Raw genomic sequence first — 25,721 nt, 5'->3', positions numbered from 1 at the left:
TCGGTACTTCGGCGTGGAGTGATCGCTGTATGACGAGTCTCAGGCGACCGTCAGACCATTGGTGTGTTCAACGGACGGTTCACCCGGCTGGGCCGTGTCGAGGACCTGCCGTATGCCGTTCGCGACGGCGGGGTGCACGGGCAGCGCGAGATGGCCGATGCCGGTCACGCGCACGTTCTGCGCCGTCAGATCGGGATGGTCGATGCAGGCCGTCTCCGGTGGGTCCATCACATGGTCCAGATCGCTCCAGAAGCTGACGAAGTGCGTACGGCAGTCAGGGGCGGGCGCAGTGAGCTCCTCGAGCACCGATGAGCCGGGGCGCATCTGGCGCACGATGGGGTGCGCGTTCGCCACGGGCATCACTCGGGTTCCGGAGTGCGGCGTGCCGAGCGTGACAAGGGTCCGTACGCGTGTGTCGCCGCCGAGCCGCTGCACGTAGTAACGCGCTATCAGGCCGCCGAGGCTGTGCCCGACGACATCGACCCGGTCGGCCCCCGTGCGCTCGCAGATCTCCTCGACGCGCCGGCCGAGCAGCTCGGCGGCGGCGCGCATGTCGCAGGTCAGCGGCGAGTAGTTGAGGGACTCGATCTGCTGCCTGCCGTGCTGGGCGAGGCTGCGGCGCAGCAGGACGAAGACCGAGCGGTTGTCGATGAACCCGTGCAGCAGGAGGACCGGCGGCTTGGCCTCCGTGGGCAGTTGGGCGGTGCCGTCCGCGGGCAGCGCCGGGACGGGGGCGCGCCGCTCCTGGGTGATGCCGGACGGGTAGAGGAGGAGATGCCCGGCCAGGATCGCGATCTCCAGGGCGGTGGCCTTCAGCAGAGCCATGGAGAGTCCGGCCAGTCTGCCCGGCAGCAGCCGCTCGCAGAACGGAAGAAAGGGCAGAGCAGCCCTGGTGACCTTCATGGCCGACCTCCTGTCGGCACGCGGGAGGACGGCTCCGCCCCCCGTGTGCCCTCGTGGAAAGCAGCTGCGAAGACGGCCGGCCGAGACCGCGAAAGCGGCGTGAGCCGCGTGAGCTGCGGGGGCAGAGCGCGGCGTGTGGCGTGTGTGACGCCGGTGGTGCGACGGAGGTCCCCGATCGGTGGGGTGACGAGGCTCCCCGATGGTGCGCCGTGTCTGCCCTGCATGCCGTGCGTGCGGTGCTTGCCCTGCGTGCCTTCGCGGAGGTGTCCGACCGCCGCAGTGTGTGGTGGACGGCGCGGCGGTACGGCAACCTCGGTGCGGCTCCCCTTGCGCTTGTCCCATCGTGTGATTTCCCCCTCGGTATGCACCCCGAAACTGCCGGTTGCGGGATGCTGGAGATAACGTTCGTTCACTTGCCCGGACGGTTCGGGGCGGGGTGTCCGTGCGGTGCGGCGTGTACGGCTTGCCCGATGTGTGCGGTACTTGTCGGTACGGATGGATGTAGTCGCTTCATGGAGGCAGTGATGGGTGTGGCAGCCGGTCCGATCCGCGTGGTGGTGGCCAAGCCGGGGCTCGACGGCCACGATCGCGGGGCCAAGGTGATCGCGCGGGCCCTGCGCGACGCCGGTATGGAGGTCATCTACACCGGGCTTCACCAGACTCCCGAGCAGATCGTCCACACGGCGCTCCAGGAGGACGCCGACGCGATCGGGCTGTCCATCCTCTCCGGAGCGCACAACACGCTCTTCTCGGCGGTGATCGACCTGCTCAAGGAACGGGACGCGGAGGACATCCTGGTCTTCGGCGGCGGGATCATCCCCGAGGCGGACATCCCCCTGCTGAAGGAGAAGGGCGTCGCGGAGATCTTCACTCCGGGCGCGACGACGGCATCCATCGTGGACTGGGTCCGGACCAACGCGCGCCAGCCCGCGGAGGCGTAGCCCTCCGGCGTCTCGGCCCGGGGCACCTTGTCCGGCCGGGACCGGCGCCTTCTCGCGCCGGTGGAGATCTTCCGGCGGGACGGCTGCCCCCGGAGGCCGTCCCGGCCGCCGGCACGCCCGGCGGCAGCCGGTTGCCGGAGGGCACCCGTCGCCGGACGGGCGGACAGGGGTCAGGCCGCTCCCAGCTCCTCCGCCATCGCCGCGCGCAGACGCAGGGTCGTGACCAGGCGCTGGAAAGCCTCCGCCCAGTAGCCGCCGGCTCCCGGGGACGCGTTCTCCGGTTCGTCCGGCACGGCCAGCAGGGCGTCGAGCCGGGAGGCCTCGGACGGGTCGAGGCAGCGCTCGGCCAGGCCCATGACTCCGCTGAAACTCCATGGATAACTCCCCGCGTCCCGAGCGATGTTGAGCGCGTCCACCACGGCCCCGCCGAGCGGCGCTGTCCACGGCACCGCGCACACCCCGAGCAGCTGGAAGGCCTCGGACAGGCCGTGCGCGGCGATGAAGCCGGCCACCCACGCGGCCCGTTCGGCGGCGCCCAGTGTGCCGAGCAGCTTGGCGCGTTCGGCCAGGGACACCGCACCCGGACCGCCCGCCTCCGGTGCCGACGGATCGCCGAGCAGCGCGCGTGACCACTCGGCGTCCCGCTGGCGCACCGCCGCCCGGCACCACGCCGCGTGCAGTTCACCCTGCCAGCCGTCCGCCACCGGCAGCGCCACGATCTCCCGGGGCGTGCGCCCGCCGAGCCGCCGCGACCAGGTCCCGAGCGGCGCCGCCTCCACCAGCTGACCGAGCCACCAGGACCGTTCACCGCGCCCTGCCGGGGCCTTCGCCACGACGCCGTCGCGTTCCATGCCCGGATCGCACTCGTGCGGCGCCTCGACGGCGATCGTCGGGGTGGTCTTCGTGGTTCCCCCGGCTCGCCCGTACTCGATGCCCGTCCCCGGCGACTGCGCGCCCTGAAGGTGGTCGATGGCGACACACGCCTCCGCCCTGACCGCCATCCGCGCGGCGAGCGCCGAACCGGGCAGGGCCGACAGCAGTTCCGCCGCCGTCGCCCGGACGTTGCGGCTGCGGTCGGCCAGGGCCTGTTCCAGGAACGGCTCGTCGTCCGGGCCCAGGCCCGCGCGCAGGGAGTCGAGGAACATCAGCCGGTCCTCCGCCCGTTCCGTCGCCCACGTCGTCGCGAGCAGGTCGCGTGCGGCAGCCGGTTCGCGCGAGCGCAGGGCGGACAGCAGGGCGACGCGTTCGGCGAACAGGCCCTCCTGCCACAGCTGCTGAATCCCGTCGTCGTCCTCGAGGTGCGGCAGGGCCGCTCCGCCGCCCGGGGTCGCGCGCAGGGCGAACCGCCAGTCCGGGTTCAGCCGGGCCAGCCACAGGGCGCGCGGGCCCGCGAACTCCAGCGCCGCCGGACGCAGGTCGGTACGCCCCCGGGCCGCGTCCAGCAACGCCGGAAGCACCTGCGGAGGCGGTGCAAAACCACGGGCGTTCGCCGCCGCCAGCCACTGCGGCAGCAGCTCCGTCAGGTCGGGCGCGGCGCCCCGCCGGCCGCCGCCGGAGGGGCCGGGGCGGTCGGCGAGCAGCATGGCGAGCCTGCGGGCTGCCGCCGGCGGCAGCGCCGGTCGCGCGTCCCCGGGGGCCGGCTGCGGACGCTCGGCCGCCCGCACCGGGCGCAGACCGGCCCGCCGTCGTACGGTCTCCACGGCCGCCGCGTCCAGCAGGGCCACGGGGGCGTCACGGCCCGGCGCCGTGACGGGCGGGGTGCGCCGGTCGGTGCCCAGCAGCGCGGTGGTGACGAGCTCCTCCCAGGCGTCCGCGCCGGGCGCGGCCACAGAAGCGGAGGTCCTGGTCATGAGCTTCCTTTCCGCGGGGCGCCCGGTTGTTGAAGGCTCGCCCTTACCGGTTGTCCCGTGATGCCTGAAAGATTCGTGGACCTGTGGGGTGGGCGGGGCAGGGCGAACTCCCGTGGGCGGGACCGCTGTCGCCGGCTCAGCACAGCGCGACCGCGTCGCCCGGGCCCTCGGGCCAGGCCGTCAGTGGGGTGAAGCCCTGGTGGCCGCATTCGCCGAAGACCCTGACCGGGGCCCCGCCCGACAGGGCGACGAGCTGCCACAGGCCCGCCCGGGAACGCGCGGCGGGCGTGAGCGGCAAGGCCGCGTCCTCGTCGGCGTCCGCCAGCAGCCAGGAGTCGCCGTCCGGGATGGGAACGACCCGGTCCAGGGTCACCGGCACGGACTCCAGCCACGGATCCTCGCGCAGTGCGTCGCCGTAACGGGCCGCGGCTCGAGACGTCGTCATCCCCGGCGGGCGTATCGCCGCGGGCGTGGGCGGGGCGAACTGTTCGCCCAGGGCCACTCGCGGCTGCCCGGCGCCGGGGTACGCGGACACCTCGGCCTCCAGGCTCAGGCCCACCGGCAGCGCCAGCTCCGGGGCGCGGCCCGCGGCGCCGTAGGAGAGGAGCAGCACGGTGCGGTGCGAGGCGGCGCCGTGCAACCAGATCCGGCGGGTCGTCAGACGCGGGTCCGTCGTGTCGTACTGGGCGAGGACCAGCCAGTGATCGCGCAGCGGCGGGCCGTCCGCGGAGGCCGGGAGGCCCATGCGGGAGCGGACCGTGGCGGCGAGGCCGTCCGGGAGCCGCTCGCGGCGCAGCCAGCCCCGGCCGAGGAGATGCAGCAGCGCGCACTCCTCCAGCAGCCGCACCGGCCAGCCCGGGCCTGTGGACGGGACCGCCCCCAACTCCCGCACCCGGCCCGCCAGCCCCTGGGCCTGTGCGTCGACCATCCTGGCCGCCGTCTCCTCCCACAGGCCGTACCCCGCCTGCTCCGCGGTCGCCAGGCCGCCGCGCAGCAGATCGACCAGGCGCTGCTCCAGCTCCACCGCGCCCGCCGTGACCCGCTCGGCGCGGCGCTCCGCCCGGCGTCGCGCCGCCTCCGGATCAGCGGACCCGGACGGCGCACCGGCGCCCTCCCCGGCCTCCTTCTCCTCTGTGCGCCTGCGCCGCCCCGCTGTCCACTGCGCGGCCCACCCCGGCGCCTGCCCCGACGGCACCGCCGCGTCGTCGGCGGCCCAGAGCAGCAGCAGCCCCAGCGCGTGCTTGCACGGGAACTTGCGGCTCGGGCAACTGCACTTGTACGCGGGCCCGGCGGCATCCGCGATGTCCACGACCGTCTGATACGGCTTGCTTCCGCTGCCCTTGCACAGCCCCCACACCGTCCCCTCGTCGGCACACCCCGCCTCGGACCACGGCCCCGCCGCGCCGAGTTTGCTTCCCGCTTTGCGTGATGCCGCGTCAGGCGCCAGTGCCAGTACCTGGTCCGCGGTCCAGCGCACCCCCTGCTGAGTCATGCCACCGAAGGTAGATCCCACCACTGACAATCGGGTCCGCGAGCGCCTCCGGCAGGGCGTTTGCGCAGGTCGGAACGCATTGTCAGTGGTGTGGTGCAACGTTGGTGCCAGATCCGAACCGGCTGAGCTGGAGGGGGACTTTGCCATGACCGTGTCCGTGGAGCCGACGTCCGTCGAAGCGGGGGAGACGGAAGCGAGCGAGGCGTTGCGACCGCACGCCGAGGACGCCTTCGCTCATGAACTCGCCGTGCTGGCCGCGCAGGACGACCGGCCGCGCCCGGCCCGCTGGAAGCTGTCGCCCTGGGCCGTCGCGACGTACCTGCTCGGCGGCACCCTGCCGGACGGCACGGTGATCAGTCCCAAGTACGTCGGCCCGCGCCGCATCGTCGAGGTCGCCGTCACCACGCTCGCCACCGACCGCGCCCTGCTCCTGCTCGGCGTCCCGGGCACGGCGAAGACGTGGGTGTCCGAGCACCTGGCCGCGGCGGTCAGCGGCGACTCCACGCTGCTGGTGCAGGGCACCGCCGGCACCCCGGAAGAGGCCATCCGCTACGGCTGGAACTACGCGCAGCTGCTCGCCCACGGCCCGAGCCGCGACGCCCTCGTGCCCAGCCCGGTCATGCGGGCCATGGCCGAGGGCATGACGGCCCGCGTCGAGGAACTGACCCGGATCCCGGCCGATGTGCAGGACACGCTCATCACGATCCTGTCGGAGAAGACCCTGCCGATCCCGGAACTGGGCCAGGAGGTGCAGGCGGTCCGCGGCTTCAACCTGATCGCCACGGCCAACGACCGCGACCGCGGGGTCAACGACCTGTCCAGCGCCCTGCGCCGCCGCTTCAACACCGTGGTGCTGCCGTTGCCGGAGAGCCCCGAGGCCGAGGTCGACATCGTCTCGCGGCGGGTCGACCAGCTCGGCCGCTCCCTCGACCTGCCGGCCGCGCCCGAGGGACTCGACGAGATCCGCCGGGTCGTCACGGTCTTCCGTGAGCTGCGCGACGGGGTCACCGCCGACGCCCGGACGAAGCTGAAGTCGCCCAGCGGCACGCTGTCCACGGCGGAGGCGATCTCCGTCGTCACCAACGGGCTCGCCCTGGCCGCCCACTTCGGCGACGGCGTGCTGCGGCCGGGCGATGTGGCGGCGGGCATCCTCGGCGCGGTGGTCCGCGACCCGGCGGCGGACCGGGTCATCTGGCAGGAATACCTGGAGACGGTCGTCCGCGAGCGCGACGGCTGGAAGGACTTCTACCGGGCCTGCCGCGAGGTGAGCGGGTGAGGGACGCGGGGCGGCGGCCTCGGGTGGTGCGGCGGCGGTCGCCGGCGGGTTCGGGGCGGGACGTGCGGGACGGGAGGGGGATGAAATGACCGGTGTGGAAAGGGCCGCGGGCCAGGGGGCCGGGTCGGGGCCGGTGCTGCTCGGGGTGCGGCATCACGGGCCGGGCTCGGCGCGGGCGGTGCGGGCGGCGCTGGAGGAGGTCCGGCCGCGGGTCGTGCTGATCGAGGGACCGCCCGAGGCCGACGCCCTGATCCCGCTCGCCGCCGACGAGGAGATGCGGCCGCCGGTCGCCCTGCTCGCCCACGCCGTGGACGAGCCCGGCCGCTCGGCGTTCTGGCCGCTGGCCGGTTTCTCCCCGGAGTGGGTCGCCCTTCGCTGGGCCCTGGAGCACGACGTCCCGGCCCGCTTCATCGACCTGCCGGCCACCCACACGCTGGCGTGGGGAAGGCAGCAGGACGAGGCAGAGGCAGAGGGCGAACGCCCGCTGGACGCCGAGACGGCGGCGGACGGGGACACCGGGTCCGGCTCCGCCGGCCTGCGGATCGACCCGCTCGGTGTGCTCGCCGACGCCGCCGGTTACGACGACCCGGAGCGGTGGTGGGAGGACGTCGTGGAGCACCGGGGCGTGGGGGAGGGTGACGCGCTCGCGCCGTTCACCGCGCTGGAGGAGGCCATGGGCGCGCTGCGGGAGACCTACGGCAGCGGGGGCCACGACCGGGACCGGGTGCGGGAGGCCTGCATGCGGCTCCAGGTGCGGGCCGCGCAGCGGGAGTTCGAGGGCGGCGTGGCCGTCGTCTGCGGGGCCTGGCACGTGCCCGCCCTGCGGCAGAAGACCACCGTCGCCGCCGACAAGGCGCTGCTCAAGGGCCTGCCCAAAGTCAAGACGGACATGACGTGGGTGCCGTGGACCCACCGCCGGCTGTCCCGGACCAGCGGGTACGGGGCCGGCATCGACTCCCCGGGCTGGTACGGGCACCTGTTCAGCGCCCCGGACCGGCCTGTGGAGCGCTGGCTGACCAAGGTGGCGGGGCTGCTGCGCGCAGAGGACCGGATGGTTTCCTCCGCGCATGTCATCGAGGCGGTGCGGCTGGCCGAGACGCTCGCTGCGATGCGCGGCCGTCCGCTGCCCGGCCTGAGCGAGACGACCGACGCGGTGCGGGCGGTGATGTGCGAGGGCTCGGACGTGCCGCTGGCGCTGGTGCGGGACCGGCTGGTCGTGGGGGACGTCCTGGGGGAGGTGCCGCCGTCGGCGCCGGCGGTGCCGTTGCAGCGGGACCTCACCCGGCTGCAACGCCGGCTGCGGCTGAAGCCGGAGGCGCTGGAGCGGGAGCTGGAGCTCGACCTGCGCAAGGAGAACGACGCCGCCCGCAGCAGGCTGCTGCACCGGCTGCGGCTGCTCGGCATCGCGTGGGGTGACCCGGCCGTCTCGCGGGGCAGCACCGGCACCTTCCGGGAGACGTGGCGGCTGCGCTGGGAACCCGAGCTGTCCGTGCGGGTCGCCGAGGCCGGAGTGTGGGGGACGACCGTCCTGTCCGCCGCGACCTCCAAGGCCGAGGCCGACGCCGTCACCGCGGACGGCCTCGCCGACGTCACCGGGCTCGCCGAGCACTGCCTGCTGGCCGAACTGCCCGACGCGCTGCCCACGGTGATGCGGGTCCTCGCCGACCGGGCGGCTCTCGACACGGACGTCGGCCAGCTCGCCCAGGCGCTCCCGGCCCTGGTCCGCTCCCTGCGCTACGGCGACGTGCGCGGCACGGACACCGGCGCCCTGGCGGAGGTCGCCGTGGGGCTGGCCGAGCGGGTCTTTGTCGGCCTCCCCCCGGCCTGCGCCGCGCTCGACGCGGACGCCGCCGAGGAGATGCGGCGCCATGTGGACGCGGTGCACGGGGCCGTCGGCCTCCTGGGCGACGCCGCCGCGGCGGGACACGGCCAACTGAGAGGCCGCTGGCAGTCGGTGCTGCGGGTGCTGTCCGGGCGGGACACCGTGCCCGGGGTCATCCGGGGGCGGGCCGTGCGGCTCCTGCTCGACGACGGGGAGCTGGCCCAGGACGAGGCGGCACTGCTGATGGGACTCGTCCTGTCACCGGGCACACCGCCGGCGGACGCGGCCGCGTGGATCGAGGGCTTCGTCGGAGGGGGCTCCGGGGGCGGAATGCTCCTGGTGCACGACGAACGGCTGCTCGGCCTGGTCGACGCGTGGCTCACCGGGGTGCCGGCCGAGGCGTTCACGGACGTACTGCCCCTGCTGCGGCGGACGTTCTCGGCGTACGAGCCCGGAGTGCGCCGGACCCTCGGCGAACTGGTCCGGCGTGGGCCGGGAGCCGGTGGCGGCGCGACAGCCTCCGGCTCCGGGATACCCGGCTTCGCGGCCGACGTCGACCTGGTGCGCGCGGACGCCGTGCTGCCGGTCGTGCGGTTGCTGCTCGGGCTGGACGAAGTGGACGAGAACACCGGCAACGACATGGCGGGGGTGACGGGATGACGACCGAGGCACTGAGGCAGCGGACGACGGCACCGGAAACGGGAGCCACCGTGACGGGGCGACTCCGGGCGGAGCGTCCGCCGTCGACGACCGTGCCGGTGATTCCGCTGTGGGAACGGCCGCGCAAGGGAGGACGGGGATGACGTCCGGGATCACGGACCCGGCGCAGGAGCGGTTGCGGCGCTGGCGCCTCGTCCTCGGGGGCGACACGGCGGACGGCACCGGCTGCGCGCTGTCGGGGCAGGACGCGGCGATGGACGGAGCGCTCACCGCGCTCTACGGCAGGAAGGACGGCAGGTCACAGGGGGGCCGGGACCGTTCGGCGGGGCTCGGGGCGTCGGCACCGTCGGTGGCGCGCTGGCTCGGGGACATCCGGACGTACTTCCCCTCCTCCGTCGTGCAGGTCATGCAGCGCGACGCCATCGACCGGCTCGGCCTCGCCGCGCTGCTGCTGGAGCCGGAGATGCTGGAGGCGGTCGAGGCCGACGTGCACCTCGTCGGCACGCTGCTGTCACTCAACAAGGCGATGCCGGAGACGACGAAGGAGACGGCCCGGGCCGTCGTGCGCAAGGTCGTCGAGGACCTGGAGAAGCGGCTCGCCACCCGCACCCGGGCCACTCTCACCGGCGCGCTCGACCGCAGCGCCCGGATCAGCCGGCCGCGCCACCACGACATCGACTGGAACCGCACCATCGCGGCCAACCTCAAGCACTACCTGCCCGAGTACCGAACGATCGTGCCGGAGCGGCTCATCGGGTACGGGCGGGCGACCCAGTCCACGAAGAAGGAGGTCATCCTCTGTATCGACCAGTCGGGATCCATGGCGGCATCGGTTGTGTACGCCTCGGTGTTCGGGGCGGTGCTCGCCTCGATGCGGACGATCTCCACGCGACTCGTCGTCTTCGACACGGCGGTCGTCGACCTCACGGACCAGCTGGACGACCCGGTCGACGTGCTGTTCGGCACGCAGCTCGGCGGTGGCACGGACATCAACCGGGCACTCGCGTACTGCCAGTCGCAGATCACCCGGCCCGCGGAGACGGTGGTCGTACTGATCAGCGACCTCTACGAAGGCGGCATCCGCAACGAGATGCTCAAGCGGGTCTCCGCGATGAAGGCGTCGGGCGTGCAGTTCGTGACGCTGCTGGCGCTGTCGGACGAGGGGGCACCGGCGTACGACCGGGAGCACGCGGCCGCGCTCGCGGCGCTGGGGGCACCGGCGTTCGCCTGCACGCCCGACCTGTTCCCGGAGGTGATGGCGGCGGCGATCGAGAAACGGCCGTTGCCGGTACCGGAGGCGGCGTGAAGCGCCTGGCGTGAAGGGACGGATGACGACTTGTCGCCGTGCCGCGGTCCGACGTGGAGCAGCAAAACGGACATGACGGTCCATCGGTAAGCAAGGGCTTGCGCAACCTCCGCACTCCCGTGCGAGGATCGGCGCCTGCTCGGCCGTGCGTGTGCCGGCCGGGCAGTACCGCTTCCGTCGCACGGGAGGAAGCTTCCCCCCTTGAGCTGGTCAGCAGCCCTGCCCGATGCCGCGTTGCGCATGCCGCGCACAGCGGCCGGGCGGCGTGCGCTTCAAGTAGCCCTGCTGTTGAGCGGGTTGCTGGCCATCGGACTGCTGTGGGGGGAACGGGCCCACGCGACTGACGGTGCAGGGGTGGTGCCGGAGGGGCGGGCCGGGCAGGCCGTCAGTGGCCAGAGGCTCGTTCGGGCTGCCGGTGACGTGGAGGAGACGGCGAGCGGGGAGTCGGCGGGCACCCGTGTGAAGGTGTCGCCGTCCTCGTCGTCCCCGCGGTCGCACTCGCCCCAGCGGCTCCGGGAGCAGCCGACGCTGCCCAAGCCCCCCGCGCACCCGGCGCTGCCCGACCTCCCGGTTCCAGCCGGCTCGCGGGCCTTGCCCACTTGGCCGGAGCAGCCGGAGCAGCCGGAGCAGCCGGCGCCGCCCTCCTCGTCAGGGCTGCCGGACGCACCGCTGCCCGCCTTGCTCGAGCTGCCCAACCCACCCGCGTTGCCGGACCTCCCCGGCCTGCCGGACCTCCCTGGCGTGCCGGACGTTTCCCCGTTCCCCGTCGGTGACGCCCCGCTCCCGGGAACGCCCGCCCTCCCCACACTTCCCGCTCTCCCCAGCCCCGTGACGCCTCCGAGTCGCCCGTTCCCCACCCCGGTCACGGCTGAGCCGCAGCCTGGCGGGGTGGCGGTGCCGGCGGACAAGACCGGCTCTCCGCGGCAGCCCCGCACGTCCGGCCCCGCGGCCCACGGCAGCGAGCCCCACACCATCCACGCAGGCCCGATGGTCCCCGGCATTCACGCGCACCACGTCAGACACCTACACCGCCGCCTCGGCCACGCACACCACCCCAGCCACGCCAGCCACCAGCCCGCCCACGCCGGCCACCCCAGTCACCCCGGCCCGTCCCCGCACGCCGGACACCCCCCGGCCGGCCACTCGCCCGGCGGCCGTCCCGACGGCGTGCTCGGCAACCGGTCCATGGCGGACAGCGGCTCGTCGCGGCACGGTGACGCCCATGCCGTCACCCTGAGCCTCGCGGCTCCGCTCACGCTCATGCCCGGTGCCGGGGCCCCGGCCCTCGCGGCCGGTACCGCGTGCGGCCACCGGGACATCCCCCTCTTCCCCGGCTAGCACGGACAGACCGCCGAGGCTTCCCGTCGTGGGCCCGCCCCGAGGGCGGACGCCCGGGGTGCCTCACCGCCCCCTCCCATGCTTCACGAGGCGTCACGCCCGGACGGCCGAAAGCCGTCGGTGGTCCGCGGCCGCACCCTCGTGGATAGGGCGGGTGGTCCCCATCGGGGTGGGGACCACCCGGCCCGCGCCCCGGAGAGCCGGGCCCTGAACAGGGCTTTCGTGCTCCTTCGGGGGTGCCCTGGGGGCCTCACCGGGTCAACCCCAGCCCGGTGAGGCCCCTCACCCCCGGCACGCCGTGCCAGAGAGCGCGGCATCATGTGACAGGTATCACCGCTCAGGTGTGACCCTCGATTTAGAGGCCCCCCGGAAGCAGCGATAACCTGCGAGACGGACATGCCGCGCGCTCGGACACCGTGTGCGCCTCCCTTGTGACAGACAGCGGACGTCACGTTGCCCTCGCGGCACGCCCACGCAGACAACGAACCGCGAGATCACTGATAGGGACGGAAGCGCGTGGACCTGTTCGAGTACCAGGCGAGGGACCTCTTCGCCAAGCACGATGTACCGGTGCTGGCCGGTGAAGTCATCGACACGCCTGAGGCGGCCCGCGCAGCCACCGAGCGCCTCGGTGGCAAGTCCGTCGTCAAGGCCCAGGTGAAGGTCGGCGGCCGTGGCAAGGCCGGCGGCGTGAAGCTGGCGGCGACCACCGACGAGGCGGTCGAGCACGCGACCAACATCCTCGGCATGGACATCAAGGGCCACACGGTCCACAAGGTGATGATCGCCGAGACGGCTCCGGAGATCCTGGAGGAGTACTACGTCTCCTTCCTCCTGGACCGTGCCAACCGCACCTTCCTCTCCATCGCGTCCGTCGAGGGCGGCATGGAGATCGAGGAGGTGGCGGAGACCCGCCCCGAGGCCGTCGCCAAGACGCCGATCGACGCCAACGAGGGTGTGACCCCCGAGAAGGCCCGCGAGATCGTCGAGGCCGCGAACTTCCCGGCCGAGGTCGCCGACAAGGTCGCGAACATCCTCGTCACCCTGTGGAAGACCTTCGTCGAGGAGGACGCCCTCCTGGTCGAGGTCAACCCGCTGGCCAAGGTGGCCTCCGGTGACGTCATCGCCCTGGACGGCAAGGTCTCCCTGGACGAGAACGCCGAGTTCCGTCAGCCGGAGCACGAGGCCCTCCAGGACAAGGAGGCGGCCAACCCGCTCGAGGCCGCCGCCAAGGAGAAGAACCTCAACTACGTCAAGCTCGACGGCGAGGTCGGCATCATCGGCAACGGCGCGGGTCTCGTCATGAGCACCCTGGACGTCGTCGCGTACGCCGGTGAGGCGCACGGTGGCGTCAAGCCCGCCAACTTCCTCGACATCGGCGGTGGCGCCTCCGCCGCCGTCATGGCGAACGGCCTGGAGATCATCCTCGGCGACCCGGACGTCAAGTCCGTCTTCGTCAACGTCTTCGGTGGCATCACCGCCTGCGACGAGGTCGCCAACGGCATCGTCCAGGCGCTGCAGCTGCTCAAGGACAAGGGCGAGGACGTCACCAAGCCCCTCGTCGTCCGTCTGGACGGCAACAACGCGGAGCTCGGGCGCAAGATCCTCTCCGACGCCAACCACCCGCTGGTGCAGCGTGTGGACACCATGGACGGAGCGGCCGACAAGGCCGCCGAGCTCGCGGCTGCGAAGTAAGGGACGAGGGACTAAACAGCCATGGCTATCTTCCTCAACAAGGACAGCAAGGTCATCGTCCAGGGCATGACCGGTGCCACGGGCATGAAGCACACCAAGCTCATGCTGGCCGACGGCACGAACATCGTCGGTGGCGTGAACCCCCGTAAGGCGGGCACGTCGGTCGACATCGACGGCAACGACATCCCGGTCTTCGGGACGGTCGCCGAGGCGATCGAGAAGACGGGCGCGAACGTGTCCGTCCTCTTCGTGCCGCCGGCCTTCGCCAAGGCCGCCGTCGTCGAGGCCATCGACGCCGAGATCCCGCTCGCGGTCGTCATCACCGAGGGCATCGCCGTCCACGACTCGGCCGCGTTCTACGCGTACGCCGTGTCCAAGGGCAACAAGACCCGGATCATCGGCCCGAACTGCCCCGGTCTCATCACGCCGGGCCAGTCCAACGCCGGCATCATCCCGGGCGACATCACCAAGCCGGGCCGTATCGGCCTGGTGTCGAAGTCGGGCACGCTGACGTACCAGATGATGTACGAGCTGCGGGACATCGGCTTCTCCTCCGCCGTCGGCATCGGTGGCGACCCGGTCATCGGGACGACCCACATCGACGCCCTCGCCGCGTTCGAGGCCGACCCCGACACCGACCTGATCGTCATGATCGGTGAGATCGGCGGCGACGCCGAGGAGCGGGCCGCGGCCTTCATCAAGGAGAACGTGAAGAAGCCGGTCGTCGGCTACGTCGCGGGCTTCACCGCGCCCGAGGGCAAGACCATGGGCCACGCCGGCGCCATCGTCTCCGGCTCCTCCGGCACGGCCGCCGCGAAGAAGGAGGCCCTCGAGGCCGCCGGCGTCAAGGTCGGCAAGACCCCGACCGAGACGGCCAAGCTGGCGCGCGCCATCCTCGGCAGCTGAGGACAGCCTCCCCGGCTGAACCGGCTGAACCGACGCCGTAGCGCAGCACCGGTGGGCCCGCTTCCCTCATGGGGAGCGGGCCCACCGCCGTGTCCGCCCGGTCACCCGTCACCGTGGTTGCGGCAGCAACCGGTCCGGTCCCTTCTGCTCCTCCTTGCGCAGCTTCGCGCGCAGGTCCCGCTCCGACTCCGACAGCGGGCCGGGCGCGACCGGTGGCGGCACACCCTGAACCGTTTCTCCCGCCGGCACCGGCGGCTCGTAGCGGGTGGGGGCCGTGCGCACGGTGAGAGCCGTCGTGCCGATCAGGACGACCGTGAAGGCGATGGCGGCCCGGGTCCAGAAGCGGGCCCGGCGTTCCCCGCCCTTCCGTACGACCAGCGGCTTGGCGGCCCGCAGCCGCTCGGTGGAGGCCAGTTCGACCAGCCGCCAGTGCAGCGTTTCGGGGTCCGCCAGCTCCGGCAGCCGCTCCGCGACCGCCTCGCGCGCGTGCGCCAGCCGGTTCACGGCCGCGCGGGTGCTCGCCTCCGTCTCCGCCGCCGTCTCGGGCAGGCCGAGCCCGACCCCGTCGTGGAGCACCAGCGTGCGGCGGTAGGACGGCGGGAGCTTCAGCAGGGTGTCCATCAGCGCGCGGTCGAACGCGTCCGGTGGCGGCGGCTCGGGGTGCCGGTAGCGCGGCCGGAAGCGGTGCCACGGGGAGAGCGCGCACTCGTAGGCCATCGCGCGCACCCAGCCCGCCGGGTCGCGGTCGCGGGCCACCTCGGGCCAGCGCTGCCAGGCGATCTGAAAGGCCCGCTCCACCGACTCCCGGGCCACTTCACGGCGGCCGGTCAGCAGATAGGCCTGCCGGACGAGCGCGGGGGCGCAGAAGGCGTACAGCGCGTCGAAGGCCTGATCGGGAGTCAGGGCGGCGATGGCGTCCTCAGGCCGGTACGGGGGCTTCGTACGCGGGCGCTCGGTGAGGATGACGCGGTGCCCGTGCGGGGCGGGAGTGCGGCTCCGGTCGGGGACGGTGACGGGGCCGCGGCCACGGTCCTTCGCGGCGGGTCGTTTCCGGTCGGTGGCGGCGGTCTTGCGCCGGGCCCGGGCGGCTCTGTGCGAGGCCGCCGCCCCGGGCGCCGGTTCCGGGTCGTCGGAGTCGGCGGCACCGTCCTGAAGGGGCGTCATCCCCGCCTCGTCGTCCAGCGCGACGAGCAGCTTCGCGTACTTCTCCCCTTTGCGGCCGCGCGGCGTGGAGCGGCCGGTCTCCCACGCGCGCACCGTCTCGCTGGTGACGCCCACCCGGGAGGCCAGCTGAGCCCGCGTCAGCGAGGCGGCCTCGCGCAGGCGTCGGCGTTCCTTGGGTGGGGGGAGCGGGATGGCAGGGCTCTGTGTCACAGGGCGCCCCTCCGTCCGGAAAAGTACATAAACGTATATTGAGCGACACAGCGATGGTTCGCCTGTTACGACGGGAAAGCGCGTGTCGTTGGGAGCATGGCGGTCGTGATCGAGATGACCGCTCGCAGACATTCGCCGTCGCCCCTGCTCACCCCGATGCGCGACCGTTCGCCCGGACTGGTCGGCGGCCTCATGGGTGGTGCGTTCGCGGCGGGCCTCGGGCTCGCGTCGTTCGCCGTGCTCGTGATGCTGCTGTGGATCAGCTCGCCCTACCCGGACAGCGGGCCCGGTGGCGCCCTGCACGTGGCGGCGGCGCTGTGGCTGCTGTCGCACGGCGCCGAACTGGTCCGCACCGACACGCTCTCCGGCGTCCCCGCCCCCCTCGGCCTTCCGCCCCTGCTGCTGCTCACGCTGCCGGTGTGGCTGCTGCACCGGGCGGCGCGGGACGCCACGGACGGCGGGGGAGGAGACGCGGACGACGACTTCGAGGACGGCTTCGAGACGGTCGCGAGCCCGCCCCTGGTCTCCCCTCGCGTCGCGTGGACCGGCGTCGTCCTCGGCTACCTCGCCGTCGCCGCGCCCGCCGCTCTGTACGCCGCCGGCGGTGTGCTGCGGCCGTCGTGGCTGTGGACGGGGGTGTCGGTCCCGCTGATCGCCGTCGTGGCGGCGGGGGCGGGTGTGTGGTCGGCGTACGGACGTCCCGGCCGGCCGCTGCGGCGGCTGCTGGGCGTGCTGCCGGGGGGAGTCCGTCCGCTGGTGCTGGGCCCGGACGGGTGCCCGGGTGTCGCGGCCCGGGCCGCGGCCGCCGGGGTGGCGGTGCTCCTCGGGGGTGGTGCGCTGCTGGTGATGGTGTCGCTCGTGGGCCATGGTGCGGCGGCCCAGGCGTCGTTGCTCCGGCTGACCGAGGGGTGGTCGGGGCGGTTCGCGGTACTGCTGCTGTGCGTGGCCCTGGTCCCGAACGCGGCGGTCTGGGGCGCCGCCTACGCCCTCGGCCCGGGCTTCGCCCTCGGCGCCGGCCACGCGGTCGGCCCGCTCTCCTCGGCCCCGGCTCCGCTCCTGCCGCCGTTTCCGCTGCTGGCGGCGGTGCCGGAGGCGGGGAAGGGGGTGCCGGTGCACTGGGCGGCCGGGGCGGTGCCCGTGGTCGCCGCGGTGGTCATGGGCTGGACGGTGGCCCAGGGCGCGGCATCCGCGGAGCGTGGCGGGACCGGCCCGGGCGGCACGCGGGCCGAGGTCTGGACGGCCGGCCGCACCGCCCTTGCCGCCGCACTGGCTGCGGTGCTGTGCGCGGTCGTGCTCGCGGGGCTGGCCGCCCTGTCGGGCGGTCCCATCGGTTCTGCCGTGCTGTCCCGCTTCGGCCCGGTGTGGTGGCAGGTCGCCGCCGCGACGCTGGCCTGGCTGGGGCTGCTGGCGGTCCCGACGGCGGTGGGAGTACGGGCCCGGCGGCGCCGCTCGCCCCGGGCGGAGGTGCCGGAGAACGGCATGCGGCGGGAGGAAACGGCCGGGCGGCCGCGCAGGGGGGCCCGGGCCGGCCGCGGTTGGTTCACGCGTACCGGAGTCGCCGGAGTCGCGGGGGTGGCCGGGGGCGCCGGGGCCGTCGACGGCACCCGGGGCGATGGGCGAGCCGGGGGTGACCGGGGCGGCCGAGCCGCCGGGGGCACCCGGGGTGCCGGACGAGCCGGGAGCGAGGAGGACACCGGAGGCTTCCGGGGGGAGGAAGATCGCGGCGTCGCCTGGGGCGCCGGGGACGTCGCACGTACGGGGCACGACGCCTCACCGGCGGACGGCACCCGGGCGGCTCACGCCTCGGCCGGCCCGGACACGTCCTACGCGCCCTTCGAGCACAACGCCCTGTACGGCCTGCGCGACCAGGGCCGCGGGACGGACTTCGAGCTCTACGACTTCCTGCCGTCCGACCCGGCCCGTGAACCGTACGAGGCGCCGGCCCCGCCCTACCGGCCCGCCCCGCCGGAAAGCCCCTGAACCGTCAGCCGTCCGTCTCCAGGAACCCCCGGAGCTGCTCCGGCAGAAGCTCGGAGCAGGACTGCTTCGCCTGGTTCGTGAGGGCGTCGTTGGTGCACGTGTAGTAGTCGCGGTAGACCAGCTGCGCCGTGAAGGACGCGGCGACCAGGGCGATCGCCAGGGACGCCGTGACCAGGCCGCTCACCGCCGCCGTCGTCTGGGGGCGGCCGCCCTGCTGTTCCGGGGCCGGGGTGTCCGGGTCGGCGGCCCTGCGGGGCTTGGCACGCAGGGAGCTGATGGCCCAGTAGAGAGCGAGCGCGCCGAGCAGCAGGGCCACGTACGGCCAGCTGAAGAGGGCGAAGAAGAAGGCCCACATGCCCGACAGCAGGGCGTAGCGCGCCCGGCGCTGCGCGGGATCCGTCGGGTCCCAGCGCCCGTTCGGGCCGCCGCCCTGGGGGCCGCCCTGGCCCTCGGGCCCGCCGCGGGGGCGATTCCCGAAGCCGTCGGGGGAGCGGCCGGGCTGCTGGTCGCTCCACTGGCTGCCCCAGGGCGAGCGGCCGCGCCCGCCACCGTCCGGAGAGTCCGGGGAGTCCTGGGAGTCGTCACCCGACGGGCGCCGCGGCTGCCAGGGCCGGTCCGGTGTGCCCTCGGGCGGCGGGGCGAAGGGGTTGTCCTCCTGGGGCCCGCGCCCCCGCTCCTGGCCGCCGTCGCCGCCCGAAGGTGCGTCGGGCGGTGAGCTGGGGCGCTCCCGCAGCAGCACGGCGCCGCGCTCCCCTCCCTGCGTCGACAGCTGGGGGAACGTGAGGAGTCGCAGGCTGCGGTCCGGCATCAAGTGAGCGTCTTCCCGTTGGTGAGGAGGAATGGGTGGACAGAACGGAACGGCGTCGGACCCGGGTCCGTCACCTCCTGAACGCACCACGTCCGGACGTCGTTCCCGAACCGGCTCCGCCCAGACGCTACCTTCCGGCCGTGCCCCCGTCCCGTGGGGGCCGCCCGGTGTGCCGGTATCGTTGCTGACGGCCGGCCGGTTCGTAGGCTTCCCCGTATCCGGGGACGCAAAGCATTCGTATGAATGTACAAAACGTCAAGCGCCGGCCACCTTGGACAGACGCTCCCCCGAGAAAGGCCCCCACCGTGGCCGCCAAGCCCGTGGCCCCGCGCGCCAAGCGCCTCGTCGTGCTGGTCTCCGGATCCGGCACCAACCTGCAGGCGCTGCTCGACGAGATCGCCGCCGTCGGCGCGCAGGAGTACGGGGCCGAGGTCGTCGCCGTCGGCGCGGACCGCGAGGGCATCGAGGGGCTGGCGCGTGCCGAGCGGGCCGGGCTGCCGGTCTTCGTGTGCAAGGTCAAGGACCACGGCAGCCGCGAGGAGTGGGACGTCGCCCTCGCCGAGGCCGTGGCGGCCTTCGAACCCGACCTCGTCGTCTCCGCCGGCTTCATGAAGATCGTCGGCAAGGAGTTCCTCGCGCGGTTCGGCGGGCGGTTCGTCAACACGCACCCCGCCCTGCTGCCCAGTTTCCCCGGAGCTCACGGCGTGCGGGACGCGCTCGCGTACGGCGCCAAGGTCACCGGCTGCACCGTCCACTTCGTCGACGACGGCGTCGACACCGGGCCGATCATCGCGCAGGGCGTGGTGGAGATCCGGGACGAGGACGACGAAGGCGCTCTCCACGAGCGCATCAAGGAAGTCGAGCGAAGGCTGCTCGTCGAGGTCGTGGGGCGCCTCGCCCGCAACGGCCATCGCATTGAGGGACGAAAGGTAGTTATCCAGTGACCGCCGACAGCAACAAGCGGCCCCTTCGCCGGGCGCTCGTCAGCGTCTACGACAAGACCGGGCTCGAGGACCTCGCGCGCGGGCTCCACGAGGCCGGGGTCGAGCTCGTCTCCACCGGCTCCACCGCCGCGAAGATCGCCGCTGCCGGCGTCCCCGTCACCAAGGTCGAGGAGCTCACCGGCTTCCCCGAGTGCCTGGACGGCCGCGTCAAGACCCTGCACCCCCGGGTCCACGCCGGCATCCTCGCCGACCTGCGCCTGGAGGACCACCGGCGGCAGCTCGGCGAGCTGGGTGTCGAGCCGTTCGACCTCGTCGTCGTCAACCTCTACCCGTTCCGCGAGACCGTCGCCTCCGGTGCCACGCCCGACGAGTGCGTCGAGCAGATCGACATCGGCGGGCCGTCGATGGTCCGGGCCGCCGCCAAGAACCACCCGTCGGTCGCGGTCGTCACCAGCCCCGCGCGCTACGCCGACGTCCTGTCCGCCGTGCAGAACGGCGGCTTCGACCTCGCCACCCGCAAGCGGCTGGCCGCCGAGGCCTTCCAGCACACGGCCGCCTACGACGTCGCCGTCGCCTCCTGGTTCGCCTCCTCCTACGCGCCCGTCGACGAGTCGCGGTTCCCCGACTTCCTCGGCGCCACCTGGGAGCGCGAGCACACCCTGCGCTACGGCGAGAACCCGCACCAGCCCGCCGCGCTCTACGTCTCCGGCACGGGTGGCCTCGCCCAGGCCGAGCAGCTGCACGGCAAGGAGATGTCGTACAACAACTACACGGACACGGACGCCGCCCGCCGTGCCGCGTACGACCACGCCGAGCCGTGTGTCGCGATCATCAAGCACGCCAACCCCTGCGGCATCGCCGTCGGCGCGGACGTCGCCGAGGCCCACCGCAAGGCGCACGCCTGCGACCCGCTGTCGGCGTTCGGCGGCGTGATCGCCGTCAACCGCCCGGTCAGCAAGGAGATGGCGGAGCAGGTCGCGGAGATCTTCACCGAGGTCATCGTCGCGCCCGGCTACGAGGACGGGGCCCTGGAGGCCCTCACCAAGAAGAAGAACATCCGCGTGCTGCGCTGCGCCGACGGCCCGGCCGCCCCCGTCGAGGTCAAGCCGATCGACGGCGGCGCGCTGCTCCAGGTCACCGACCGCCTCCAGGCCGACGGCGACGACCCGGCCAACTGGACGCTGGCGACCGGCGACGCGCTGAGCGCCGACGAGCTGGCCGAGCTGGCCTTCGCCTGGAAGGCCTGCCGCGCGGTGAAGTCCAACGCGATCCTGCTCGCCAAGGACGGTGCCTCGGTCGGCGTCGGCATGGGGCAGGTCAACCGGGTGGACTCCGCGAAGCTGGCCGTCGAGCGGGCGGGTGCCGAGCGCGCCGCGGGCGCGTACGCCGCGTCCGACGCGTTCTTCCCCTTCCCGGACGGCCTGGAGATCCTCACCGAGGCCGGCGTGAAGGCCGTGGTCCAGCCCGGCGGTTCCGTCCGCGACGAGCTGGTCGTCGAGGCCGCGCAGAAGGCGGGCGTCACGATGTACTTCACGGGGACGCGGCACTTCTTCCACTGACGGGCACCTGACCCGGGTGGCGCCGCGCCGGATCGGCACTCACGTCGAACTGCGCAGCGCCGCCCAGGTGCCGGGTCCCACCTTGCCGTCCGCGGCGAGGCCCTTGGCCCGCTGGAACTTCTTGACGGCGGCCAGCGTGCCGCCGCCGAACTGTCCGTCCACGCCCGCGTCGCCGACCTTGAAGCCGCGCTGGGTGAGCATGCACTGCACCTGGACCACGCGCTGCCCCTTGTCGCCGCGGACGGTGAGCTCGGTGCCGGAGTAGTGCGTGCACCGCGAGTTCCAGGGAGGGCCTGCGGGCGTGGTGGCCGTCTTGCCGGGCGAGGCGGCCGGAGGGATGCCCTCGTCACTGCCGCCGCCCTCGCCGTTCTCCGGGGCGGCGGTGGGAGTGGTCTCGTCTCCGTTCGTCCTCGGGTCAGGTGACGCCTCGTCCGCTGCCGCCCCCGAGGTGGCTGCCTTCCCCCGCCCGCCCTCCTCCTTCGTCTTCTCCCTGTCGTCGGCGCCGGAGGGTGAGGCGGAGGAACCGGGAACAGGAGAGGTCCGAGCGCCGTCGCGGGCGGTGCCGCCGGCCACCGTCGGTGCGGCCGAGGCGGTTCCGCCGACGGACGGACGGGTCAGGAAGAAGGTTCCTGCAACGACGGCGCACGCGGCGAGACCGGCGGCAAGGGCGAAAAACACCTTCCGCTTCCCGCGCCCGGCGCCGCTCTCGCGGGCGGGACCCCGCGCGGGGCCGGCGGCCGGGGCGGCCGAGCCCTGCGCGGGCGTACGTAACCGGCCGGTCTCCTGGACGGCCTCCTGCACGACCGACCCTTCCAGTACGTCGCAGGCCTGCCGCCGGGCGAGCAGCCGGCCGCCCAGCGGCTCGTGCCAGCAGGGGGAGTGGCGGCCCCCTGCGGCCTCGGCGGCCTCGGTCAGGTGCCGGGGAGTGGGGCGGCCGGCGGGATCCTTGGAGAGACAGGCGGACAGCAGCGCGGCCAGTCCGGCGTCCCGAGCCGCGAGCCCGGCCATGATGCCGGGTCTGGGTTCCTCGAACGCGACACGGTGCATCACGTCGACACCCGTCCCGTCACCGAAGGGCGCGTGTCCGGTGGCGGCGTAGATCAGGCTCCCCGCGAGCGAGAAGACATCGGAGGCGGTGTCGCAGCGGCCCTCGCGCAGATGCTCGGGCGCCATGAAGGCGGGCGTGCCGACCCGGCTCCCCGACGCGGTGATCGCGCTGCTGTCGGTGGCCTGCGCGATGCCGAAGTCGATGACGTGCGCGCCCTGCTGGGTGAGGACCACGTTGGACGGCTTGAGGTCCCGGTGCACGATACCGGCGACGGCCAGTGCCGACAGGGCTCGCCCGAGATCGGAGACCAGCCGCCACACCCCGGCCACGTCCAGCGGGCCGCACTCGCGGACGGCGTCGGCGAGGTTGAGGCCGGGCAGGTACTGCGTCGCCATCCACAGTAAGGAGTCGTCGAATCCGGTGCCGAGCAACTGCGGCGCCCTGGCGCTGCTCACCCGGCCGTGCAGCGATGCCTCCCGCTCGAAACGCCGCCGGAACCGGGGGTCGTCGGCGTACTCGGGGCGGATCACCTTGACGGCGGCGAGGCCCGGGGTGCGGTCGGCGGGGCGGGCGAGGTAGACACGGCCCATGCCGCCGCTGCCGAGCCGTCCGAGCGGTACGTACGGTCCGATGCGCCCCGGATCCGGCGGCTGGAGGGGTAACGCCCCCACCTGCCTCACAGTGGCGTCACCGGACGCCGGGGTGTACGACGGCATGGGCTGCCGCTGGTCTGTCATCGATCCCCCGAGTGCCGTCTCTTCCCAACACGCTGCCGTACCGAGTCAGTTGGGTGAGGCTATCGCGTGGGGCGAGGGAGTGACCCGATGTTCCGGTTCAGCCGTTCTTCGGATACACGATGTACGCGCAACAGTCGGCGCACCCCTTGACCAGCGCCTTGCCGAACTCGCCGCCCGGGGCTGGTGAGGGTCACCTGCCCCGGGCGGCCGCCAGGTGGATCAGCAGCTGTCAGCCGTCCACCTCGTACTGACCCACCTCGAGGAAGTACCGCAACTCCTCCGGCGTCCCGTCGACGGCGTCCTCCGCCGCGGCCCGCAGCGCGTCGCTGATCGTCGGGTCGGCGAGGATGCGGGCGATACGGACGCGGTCGTCCTCGGCCCGGGCGAGGCGGTGACCGGTCTCCAGGAACGCGCGCAGCGTTTCCGGGGTGTTGGCGTCGAGGGCCTCGTTGGCTTCCCGGATGACCGCCCTGTCGGACTTCGGATCGGCGGAGGCGAGGATGCGGGCGATGGCGACGCGGTCGTCCTCGGCCTGGGCTGTCCGGCGCCCTGTCTCCAGGAAGTACCGCTGGTCCTCGATGGTGCCGTCCATGGCCTTCTGGGCGGCGGCGTAGACGGCCTTGCCGGTGTTCGGATCGGCGATGATGCGCATGATCGCGACCCGGACGTCGTCGTCGGACATCTCGTCGACGCTCGAACCGGCCGGGTCGGTCGCGGTCGCCACGGCGACGGCGGACGATGCGGCCGGGCCGGCGGCGAAGGCCGGGCCGGTCAGCAGGAGCGCCGGGGCCAGGGCGGCGGTTGCCACGAGAGTCAGGGCGGTACGGGTCGGTCTCATGTGTGAACCTTCCTTGGACTTGATCACGTCAGGTGCCGGTGGGCGTATCCTCCCCGCGGCCGCGCCGGCGAGCACCCCAATATCCAAGTCCCGCGGGTCACACCTCCCCGCCCTTGCGCAGCGCCTCCCACGTGCCCGGACCCACGACTCCGTCCGCGTCCAGCTTCGCCCGCTTCTGGAAGGTGACGACCGCCCCGTGCGTCATCGGGCCGAAGTCGCCGTCCACTTCGCCGACCTCGGTGATGCCGTGCAGATGCCGGAGCAGGCACTGGGCCTCACGGACCTGGCTGCCGCCGTCACCCTGCTTGATGGTGAAGTCCCACGTGCTGTTCCAGCCCGCGGTGTAGCCGCGGCCGTGGGTCTCGTCCTCGTACACCGCCGGCTTCTCGCAGCTGGGAGGCGCCGCGGTGGCAGGGGGCTCGTCGCGCAGTGCGTACGTCACCGCCGTCGCGCCCAGCAGCGCCGTCGCCACGAGCGCCGCGGCGAGCACCGGACGCCGCCACCGCCGGGGCCGCAACCTCGGCAGACGGGCCGACCGGGAGGCCCCGGCCGCGTCCTCCACCCGGCGCAGGAGCGCACCGGTGTCAGGGATCCGGGCGGCGCGTTCCGTGTGCGTGGGGGCCAGGCAGTCCCGGACGATCTCCCGCCAGGTCTCGGGGAGTTCGGGGGACAGGCGCAACTCCTCGGCGCCGCGCGCGTAGCGCGTCGCGGCGTCGCTTCGCGCCTCCGTGCTTCCGCCCGGCAACGGAAAGGAGCCCGTGAGGGCGACATGGGCGAGGACGCCGAAGGCCCAGACGTCGGCGGAGGGGCGGATGCGGGTGCCCCGCTCGTCGATCTCGGGCCACAGCAGTTCCGGCGGGGTGTAGTCGGGCGTGGCGAAGGCGGGTGCGTAGGCGTGGGTGCCCTCCAGCTCGGCGGCCATGTTGAAGTCGGCCAGGCGTACCGAGCCGTCCTTCAGCAGCAGCACGTTGGCGGGCTTCAGGTCGCCGTGCACCCAGCCGGCGTGGTGCAGCTGGTGCAGGCCCTCGCAGATCTGGGCCAGCAGGGCGGGGCCCGACTCCGGCTTCGGCGAGTGTTCCAGTACGACGTCCAGGGAGCCCTCGGCCTGCTCCAGCACGAGCACGGTGGCACCGTCCAGCTCCGGGTGCCCCGGATCGTCGACCGTCAGGGTGTCGTACATGCGGATCAGCCGGGGTGCGCGCAGGCGGCCAAGCAACTCCACCTCGCGCTCGGCGAGTTCGCGCATGTGCCGCAGCTGCCGAGGTGTGCGGGTGCCGGTGGGCAGGAACTTCAGGGCGGCCCGGCCGGGCATCTCAGGGTCCCCTTCCCCGACGAGCCGCGCCGCGTACACGGTGGCGAACGCGCCGGAGGCCAGAGCCTCGCGCACCTCCCACGGGCCGACCCGGTAGCCCTTAGGGACGGGGACGGCGTACGACCGGCCGGTCACCGGACCATCTCCCCCGCCGGGGTGGCCAGCACCACCAGGTCGTCCTCGCGGACCAGGTCGAAGCGGAGCGCGAGTGAGACCAGCGACTCCTTCTTGCCGTTGACGCGCAGGCCGGGTGCGGCGGTGTCGGGGCCGGGGCGCAGCCGGAGTTTGAGGGCCAGGTAGTCGATGTTCCAGTAGACGGACGAACGGCTGACCGCCGGCCAGACCGGGTGCAGCCGCTGCACCAGCTGTTCCACTGCCGGAAGCGGCGCGTGCGGTTCCCCGCGCAGCCGGGGCTCGCACAGGGCGGCCAGCACCGCGAAATACCGGCTGGTGCGGTCCAGAGCGAACGCCGGTGCCGTGGCGGCGCCGGGGAGCGAGCGGCGGTCGGCGCTGCGGAAGGCGTGGCGTGGCGCCCAGACATCGAAGGTGAGCAGGTCTCCCGCGGCGGGCAGCACCACCCGCGAGAACTCGAACGGTACCGGGGCTTCCATACGGCCAGGCGCGATCTTGAGGTGCTCTCCCGCGCCCTCCGGGTTCTCCACCACGTAGGTCTGGTCCTCGCTGAGGTTGCTCAGCAGCCAGAAGGACCGGTGTGCGGTGATCTCCCCGGCGGCCCGGGGCACCCCCGAGTGGTCGATGGTGAGTCCGCCGCCGGTCCCGGCCCTGCCGAACGCCAGCCGTTCGCCCGCGGCGATCCTGACCTGCCCCTCCGTGCTGCCGCACGTCGGTGGTACGACGATGACGCTGTACATGGAGTGGTCCCCCTCCTCCTGTGAGGCTCGGGGCGCAGCCCCCGGGCCGACGAGAGGCAG

19 protein-coding genes are annotated in these 25,721 nt (G+C 73.5%); 10 read left to right on the top strand and 9 right to left on the bottom strand.

Annotated elements, in window-relative coordinates; genetic code table 11:
• Positions 1 to 39: 39 nt before the first annotated feature.
• Positions 40 to 903 (bottom strand): lipase family alpha/beta hydrolase, encoded by an 864-nt coding sequence (locus IO24_RS0107020; RefSeq protein WP_031133001.1) that lies wholly within the window; start codon positions 901 to 903, stop codon positions 40 to 42.
• A gap of 524 nt (positions 904 to 1,427) precedes the next feature.
• Here IO24_RS0107020 and icmB point away from each other — a divergent pair.
• Positions 1,428 to 1,844, top strand: a complete 417-nt coding sequence (gene icmB / locus IO24_RS0107015) for a coenzyme B12-dependent isobutyryl CoA mutase small subunit (protein ID WP_031133000.1) — start codon at positions 1,428 to 1,430, stop codon at positions 1,842 to 1,844.
• A gap of 170 nt (positions 1,845 to 2,014) precedes the next feature.
• Here the strand turns inward: icmB and IO24_RS0107010 are convergent, their stop codons facing one another.
• Positions 2,015 to 3,694, bottom strand: a complete 1,680-nt coding sequence (locus tag IO24_RS0107010) for a DUF5691 domain-containing protein (RefSeq protein ID WP_031132998.1) — start codon at positions 3,692 to 3,694, stop codon at positions 2,015 to 2,017.
• A gap of 136 nt (positions 3,695 to 3,830) precedes the next feature.
• On the bottom strand, positions 3,831 to 5,186 hold the full coding sequence (locus tag IO24_RS0107005; protein ID WP_031132996.1) for an SWIM zinc finger family protein: 1,356 nt from the start codon (positions 5,184 to 5,186) through the stop codon (positions 3,831 to 3,833).
• Positions 5,187 to 5,331: 145 nt separating this feature from the next.
• Between IO24_RS0107005 and IO24_RS0107000 the strand changes: the two genes are divergently transcribed.
• The 6 genes from IO24_RS0107000 (at position 5,332) to sucD (ending at position 14,189) form a co-directional block, all read left to right on the top strand.
• The gene (locus IO24_RS0107000; protein WP_031132995.1) at positions 5,332 to 6,462 is read left to right on the top strand and encodes an ATP-binding protein; all 1,131 of its coding nucleotides are present in this window, start codon (positions 5,332 to 5,334) and stop codon (positions 6,460 to 6,462) included.
• Positions 6,463 to 6,547: 85 nt separating this feature from the next.
• On the top strand, positions 6,548 to 8,944 hold the full coding sequence (locus IO24_RS0106995) for a DUF5682 family protein (RefSeq protein WP_031132994.1): 2,397 nt from the start codon (positions 6,548 to 6,550) through the stop codon (positions 8,942 to 8,944).
• 139 nt (positions 8,945 to 9,083) lie between these two features.
• The gene (locus IO24_RS0106990) at positions 9,084 to 10,250 is read left to right on the top strand and encodes a VWA domain-containing protein (RefSeq protein ID WP_031132992.1); all 1,167 of its coding nucleotides are present in this window, start codon (positions 9,084 to 9,086) and stop codon (positions 10,248 to 10,250) included.
• Between the two features lie 888 nt (positions 10,251 to 11,138).
• Entirely contained in the window at positions 11,139 to 11,588 is a 450-nt protein-coding gene (locus IO24_RS45115; RefSeq protein ID WP_157851238.1) for a hypothetical protein, read from the top strand.
• A gap of 516 nt (positions 11,589 to 12,104) precedes the next feature.
• Entirely contained in the window at positions 12,105 to 13,283 is a 1,179-nt protein-coding gene (gene sucC, locus IO24_RS0106980; protein ID WP_031132988.1) for an ADP-forming succinate--CoA ligase subunit beta, read from the top strand.
• 21 nt (positions 13,284 to 13,304) lie between these two features.
• Entirely contained in the window at positions 13,305 to 14,189 is an 885-nt protein-coding gene (sucD, locus tag IO24_RS0106975) for a succinate--CoA ligase subunit alpha (protein WP_031132986.1), read from the top strand.
• 108 nt (positions 14,190 to 14,297) lie between these two features.
• Here sucD and IO24_RS0106970 read toward each other — a convergent pair whose 3' ends face one another.
• Positions 14,298 to 15,563: a helix-turn-helix domain-containing protein gene (locus tag IO24_RS0106970; RefSeq protein WP_031132984.1), complete on the bottom strand. Its 1,266-nt coding sequence runs from the start codon at positions 15,561 to 15,563 to the stop codon at positions 14,298 to 14,300.
• A gap of 96 nt (positions 15,564 to 15,659) precedes the next feature.
• On the opposite strand from IO24_RS0106970, the gene IO24_RS0106965 reads away from it, so the two are divergent.
• Positions 15,660 to 17,543, top strand: coding sequence for a cell division protein PerM (locus tag IO24_RS0106965; protein ID WP_031132982.1), 1,884 nt, complete (start codon positions 15,660 to 15,662; stop codon positions 17,541 to 17,543).
• A 4-nt stretch (positions 17,544 to 17,547) separates the two neighbouring features.
• On the opposite strand, the gene IO24_RS0106960 is transcribed toward IO24_RS0106965, so the two are convergent.
• Positions 17,548 to 18,351, bottom strand: coding sequence for a hypothetical protein (locus tag IO24_RS0106960; RefSeq protein WP_031132981.1), 804 nt, complete (start codon positions 18,349 to 18,351; stop codon positions 17,548 to 17,550).
• Positions 18,352 to 18,656: 305 nt separating this feature from the next.
• On the opposite strand from IO24_RS0106960, the gene purN reads away from it, so the two are divergent.
• The gene (purN, locus tag IO24_RS0106955; RefSeq protein ID WP_031132979.1) at positions 18,657 to 19,295 is read left to right on the top strand and encodes a phosphoribosylglycinamide formyltransferase; all 639 of its coding nucleotides are present in this window, start codon (positions 18,657 to 18,659) and stop codon (positions 19,293 to 19,295) included.
• Entirely contained in the window at positions 19,292 to 20,854 is a 1,563-nt protein-coding gene (purH, locus tag IO24_RS0106950) for a bifunctional phosphoribosylaminoimidazolecarboxamide formyltransferase/IMP cyclohydrolase (protein WP_031132977.1), read from the top strand. Before purN ends, purH begins: the two co-directional genes overlap by 4 nt.
• A gap of 39 nt (positions 20,855 to 20,893) precedes the next feature.
• On the opposite strand, the gene IO24_RS0106945 is transcribed toward purH, so the two are convergent.
• The 4 genes from IO24_RS0106945 to IO24_RS0106930 form a co-directional block, all read right to left on the bottom strand.
• The gene (locus IO24_RS0106945) at positions 20,894 to 22,639 is read right to left on the bottom strand and encodes a protein kinase domain-containing protein (RefSeq protein ID WP_078898871.1); all 1,746 of its coding nucleotides are present in this window, start codon (positions 22,637 to 22,639) and stop codon (positions 20,894 to 20,896) included.
• Positions 22,640 to 22,868: 229 nt separating this feature from the next.
• Positions 22,869 to 23,477 carry an ALF repeat-containing protein gene (locus IO24_RS0106940; protein WP_031132973.1) on the bottom strand — a complete coding sequence of 203 codons (609 nt, stop codon included), beginning with the start codon at positions 23,475 to 23,477 and terminating at the stop codon, positions 22,869 to 22,871.
• A gap of 97 nt (positions 23,478 to 23,574) precedes the next feature.
• Positions 23,575 to 24,924, bottom strand: coding sequence for a serine/threonine-protein kinase (locus IO24_RS0106935; protein ID WP_031132971.1), 1,350 nt, complete (start codon positions 24,922 to 24,924; stop codon positions 23,575 to 23,577).
• On the bottom strand, positions 24,921 to 25,661 hold the full coding sequence (locus IO24_RS0106930) for a hypothetical protein (RefSeq protein WP_031132969.1): 741 nt from the start codon (positions 25,659 to 25,661) through the stop codon (positions 24,921 to 24,923). Before IO24_RS0106930 ends, IO24_RS0106935 begins: the two co-directional genes overlap by 4 nt.
• Positions 25,662 to 25,721: the final 60 nt, after the last annotated feature.

Source organism: Streptomyces flavovariabilis (assembly GCF_000725785.1).
Classification (GTDB): domain Bacteria; phylum Actinomycetota; class Actinomycetes; order Streptomycetales; family Streptomycetaceae; genus Streptomyces; species Streptomyces hawaiiensis.
Note: the sequence above shows the minus strand (reverse complement) of the source record. Positions and strands in the feature narration are given on the sequence as shown.

Excerpts from the sequence above, each read along its gene's own strand:
- IO24_RS0107020 (WP_031133001.1), bottom strand. The coding sequence starts at position 903 with ATGAAGGTCACCAGGGCTGCTCTGCCCTTTCTTCCGTTCTGCGAGCGG.
- icmB (WP_031133000.1), top strand. The coding sequence starts at position 1,428 with ATGGGTGTGGCAGCCGGTCCGATCCGCGTGGTGGTGGCCAAGCCGGGG.
- IO24_RS0107010 (WP_031132998.1), bottom strand. The coding sequence starts at position 3,694 with ATGACCAGGACCTCCGCTTCTGTGGCCGCGCCCGGCGCGGACGCCTGG.
- IO24_RS0107005 (WP_031132996.1), bottom strand. The coding sequence starts at position 5,186 with ATGACTCAGCAGGGGGTGCGCTGGACCGCGGACCAGGTACTGGCACTG.
- IO24_RS0107000 (WP_031132995.1), top strand. The coding sequence starts at position 5,332 with ATGACCGTGTCCGTGGAGCCGACGTCCGTCGAAGCGGGGGAGACGGAA.
- IO24_RS0106995 (WP_031132994.1), top strand. The coding sequence starts at position 6,548 with ATGACCGGTGTGGAAAGGGCCGCGGGCCAGGGGGCCGGGTCGGGGCCG.
- IO24_RS0106990 (WP_031132992.1), top strand. The coding sequence starts at position 9,084 with ATGACGTCCGGGATCACGGACCCGGCGCAGGAGCGGTTGCGGCGCTGG.
- sucD (WP_031132986.1), top strand. The coding sequence starts at position 13,305 with ATGGCTATCTTCCTCAACAAGGACAGCAAGGTCATCGTCCAGGGCATG.
- IO24_RS0106965 (WP_031132982.1), top strand. The coding sequence starts at position 15,660 with ATGGCGGTCGTGATCGAGATGACCGCTCGCAGACATTCGCCGTCGCCC.
- IO24_RS0106960 (WP_031132981.1), bottom strand. The coding sequence starts at position 18,351 with ATGCCGGACCGCAGCCTGCGACTCCTCACGTTCCCCCAGCTGTCGACG.
- IO24_RS0106945 (WP_078898871.1), bottom strand. The coding sequence starts at position 22,639 with ATGACAGACCAGCGGCAGCCCATGCCGTCGTACACCCCGGCGTCCGGT.
- IO24_RS0106940 (WP_031132973.1), bottom strand. The coding sequence starts at position 23,477 with ATGAGACCGACCCGTACCGCCCTGACTCTCGTGGCAACCGCCGCCCTG.
- IO24_RS0106930 (WP_031132969.1), bottom strand. The coding sequence starts at position 25,661 with ATGTACAGCGTCATCGTCGTACCACCGACGTGCGGCAGCACGGAGGGG.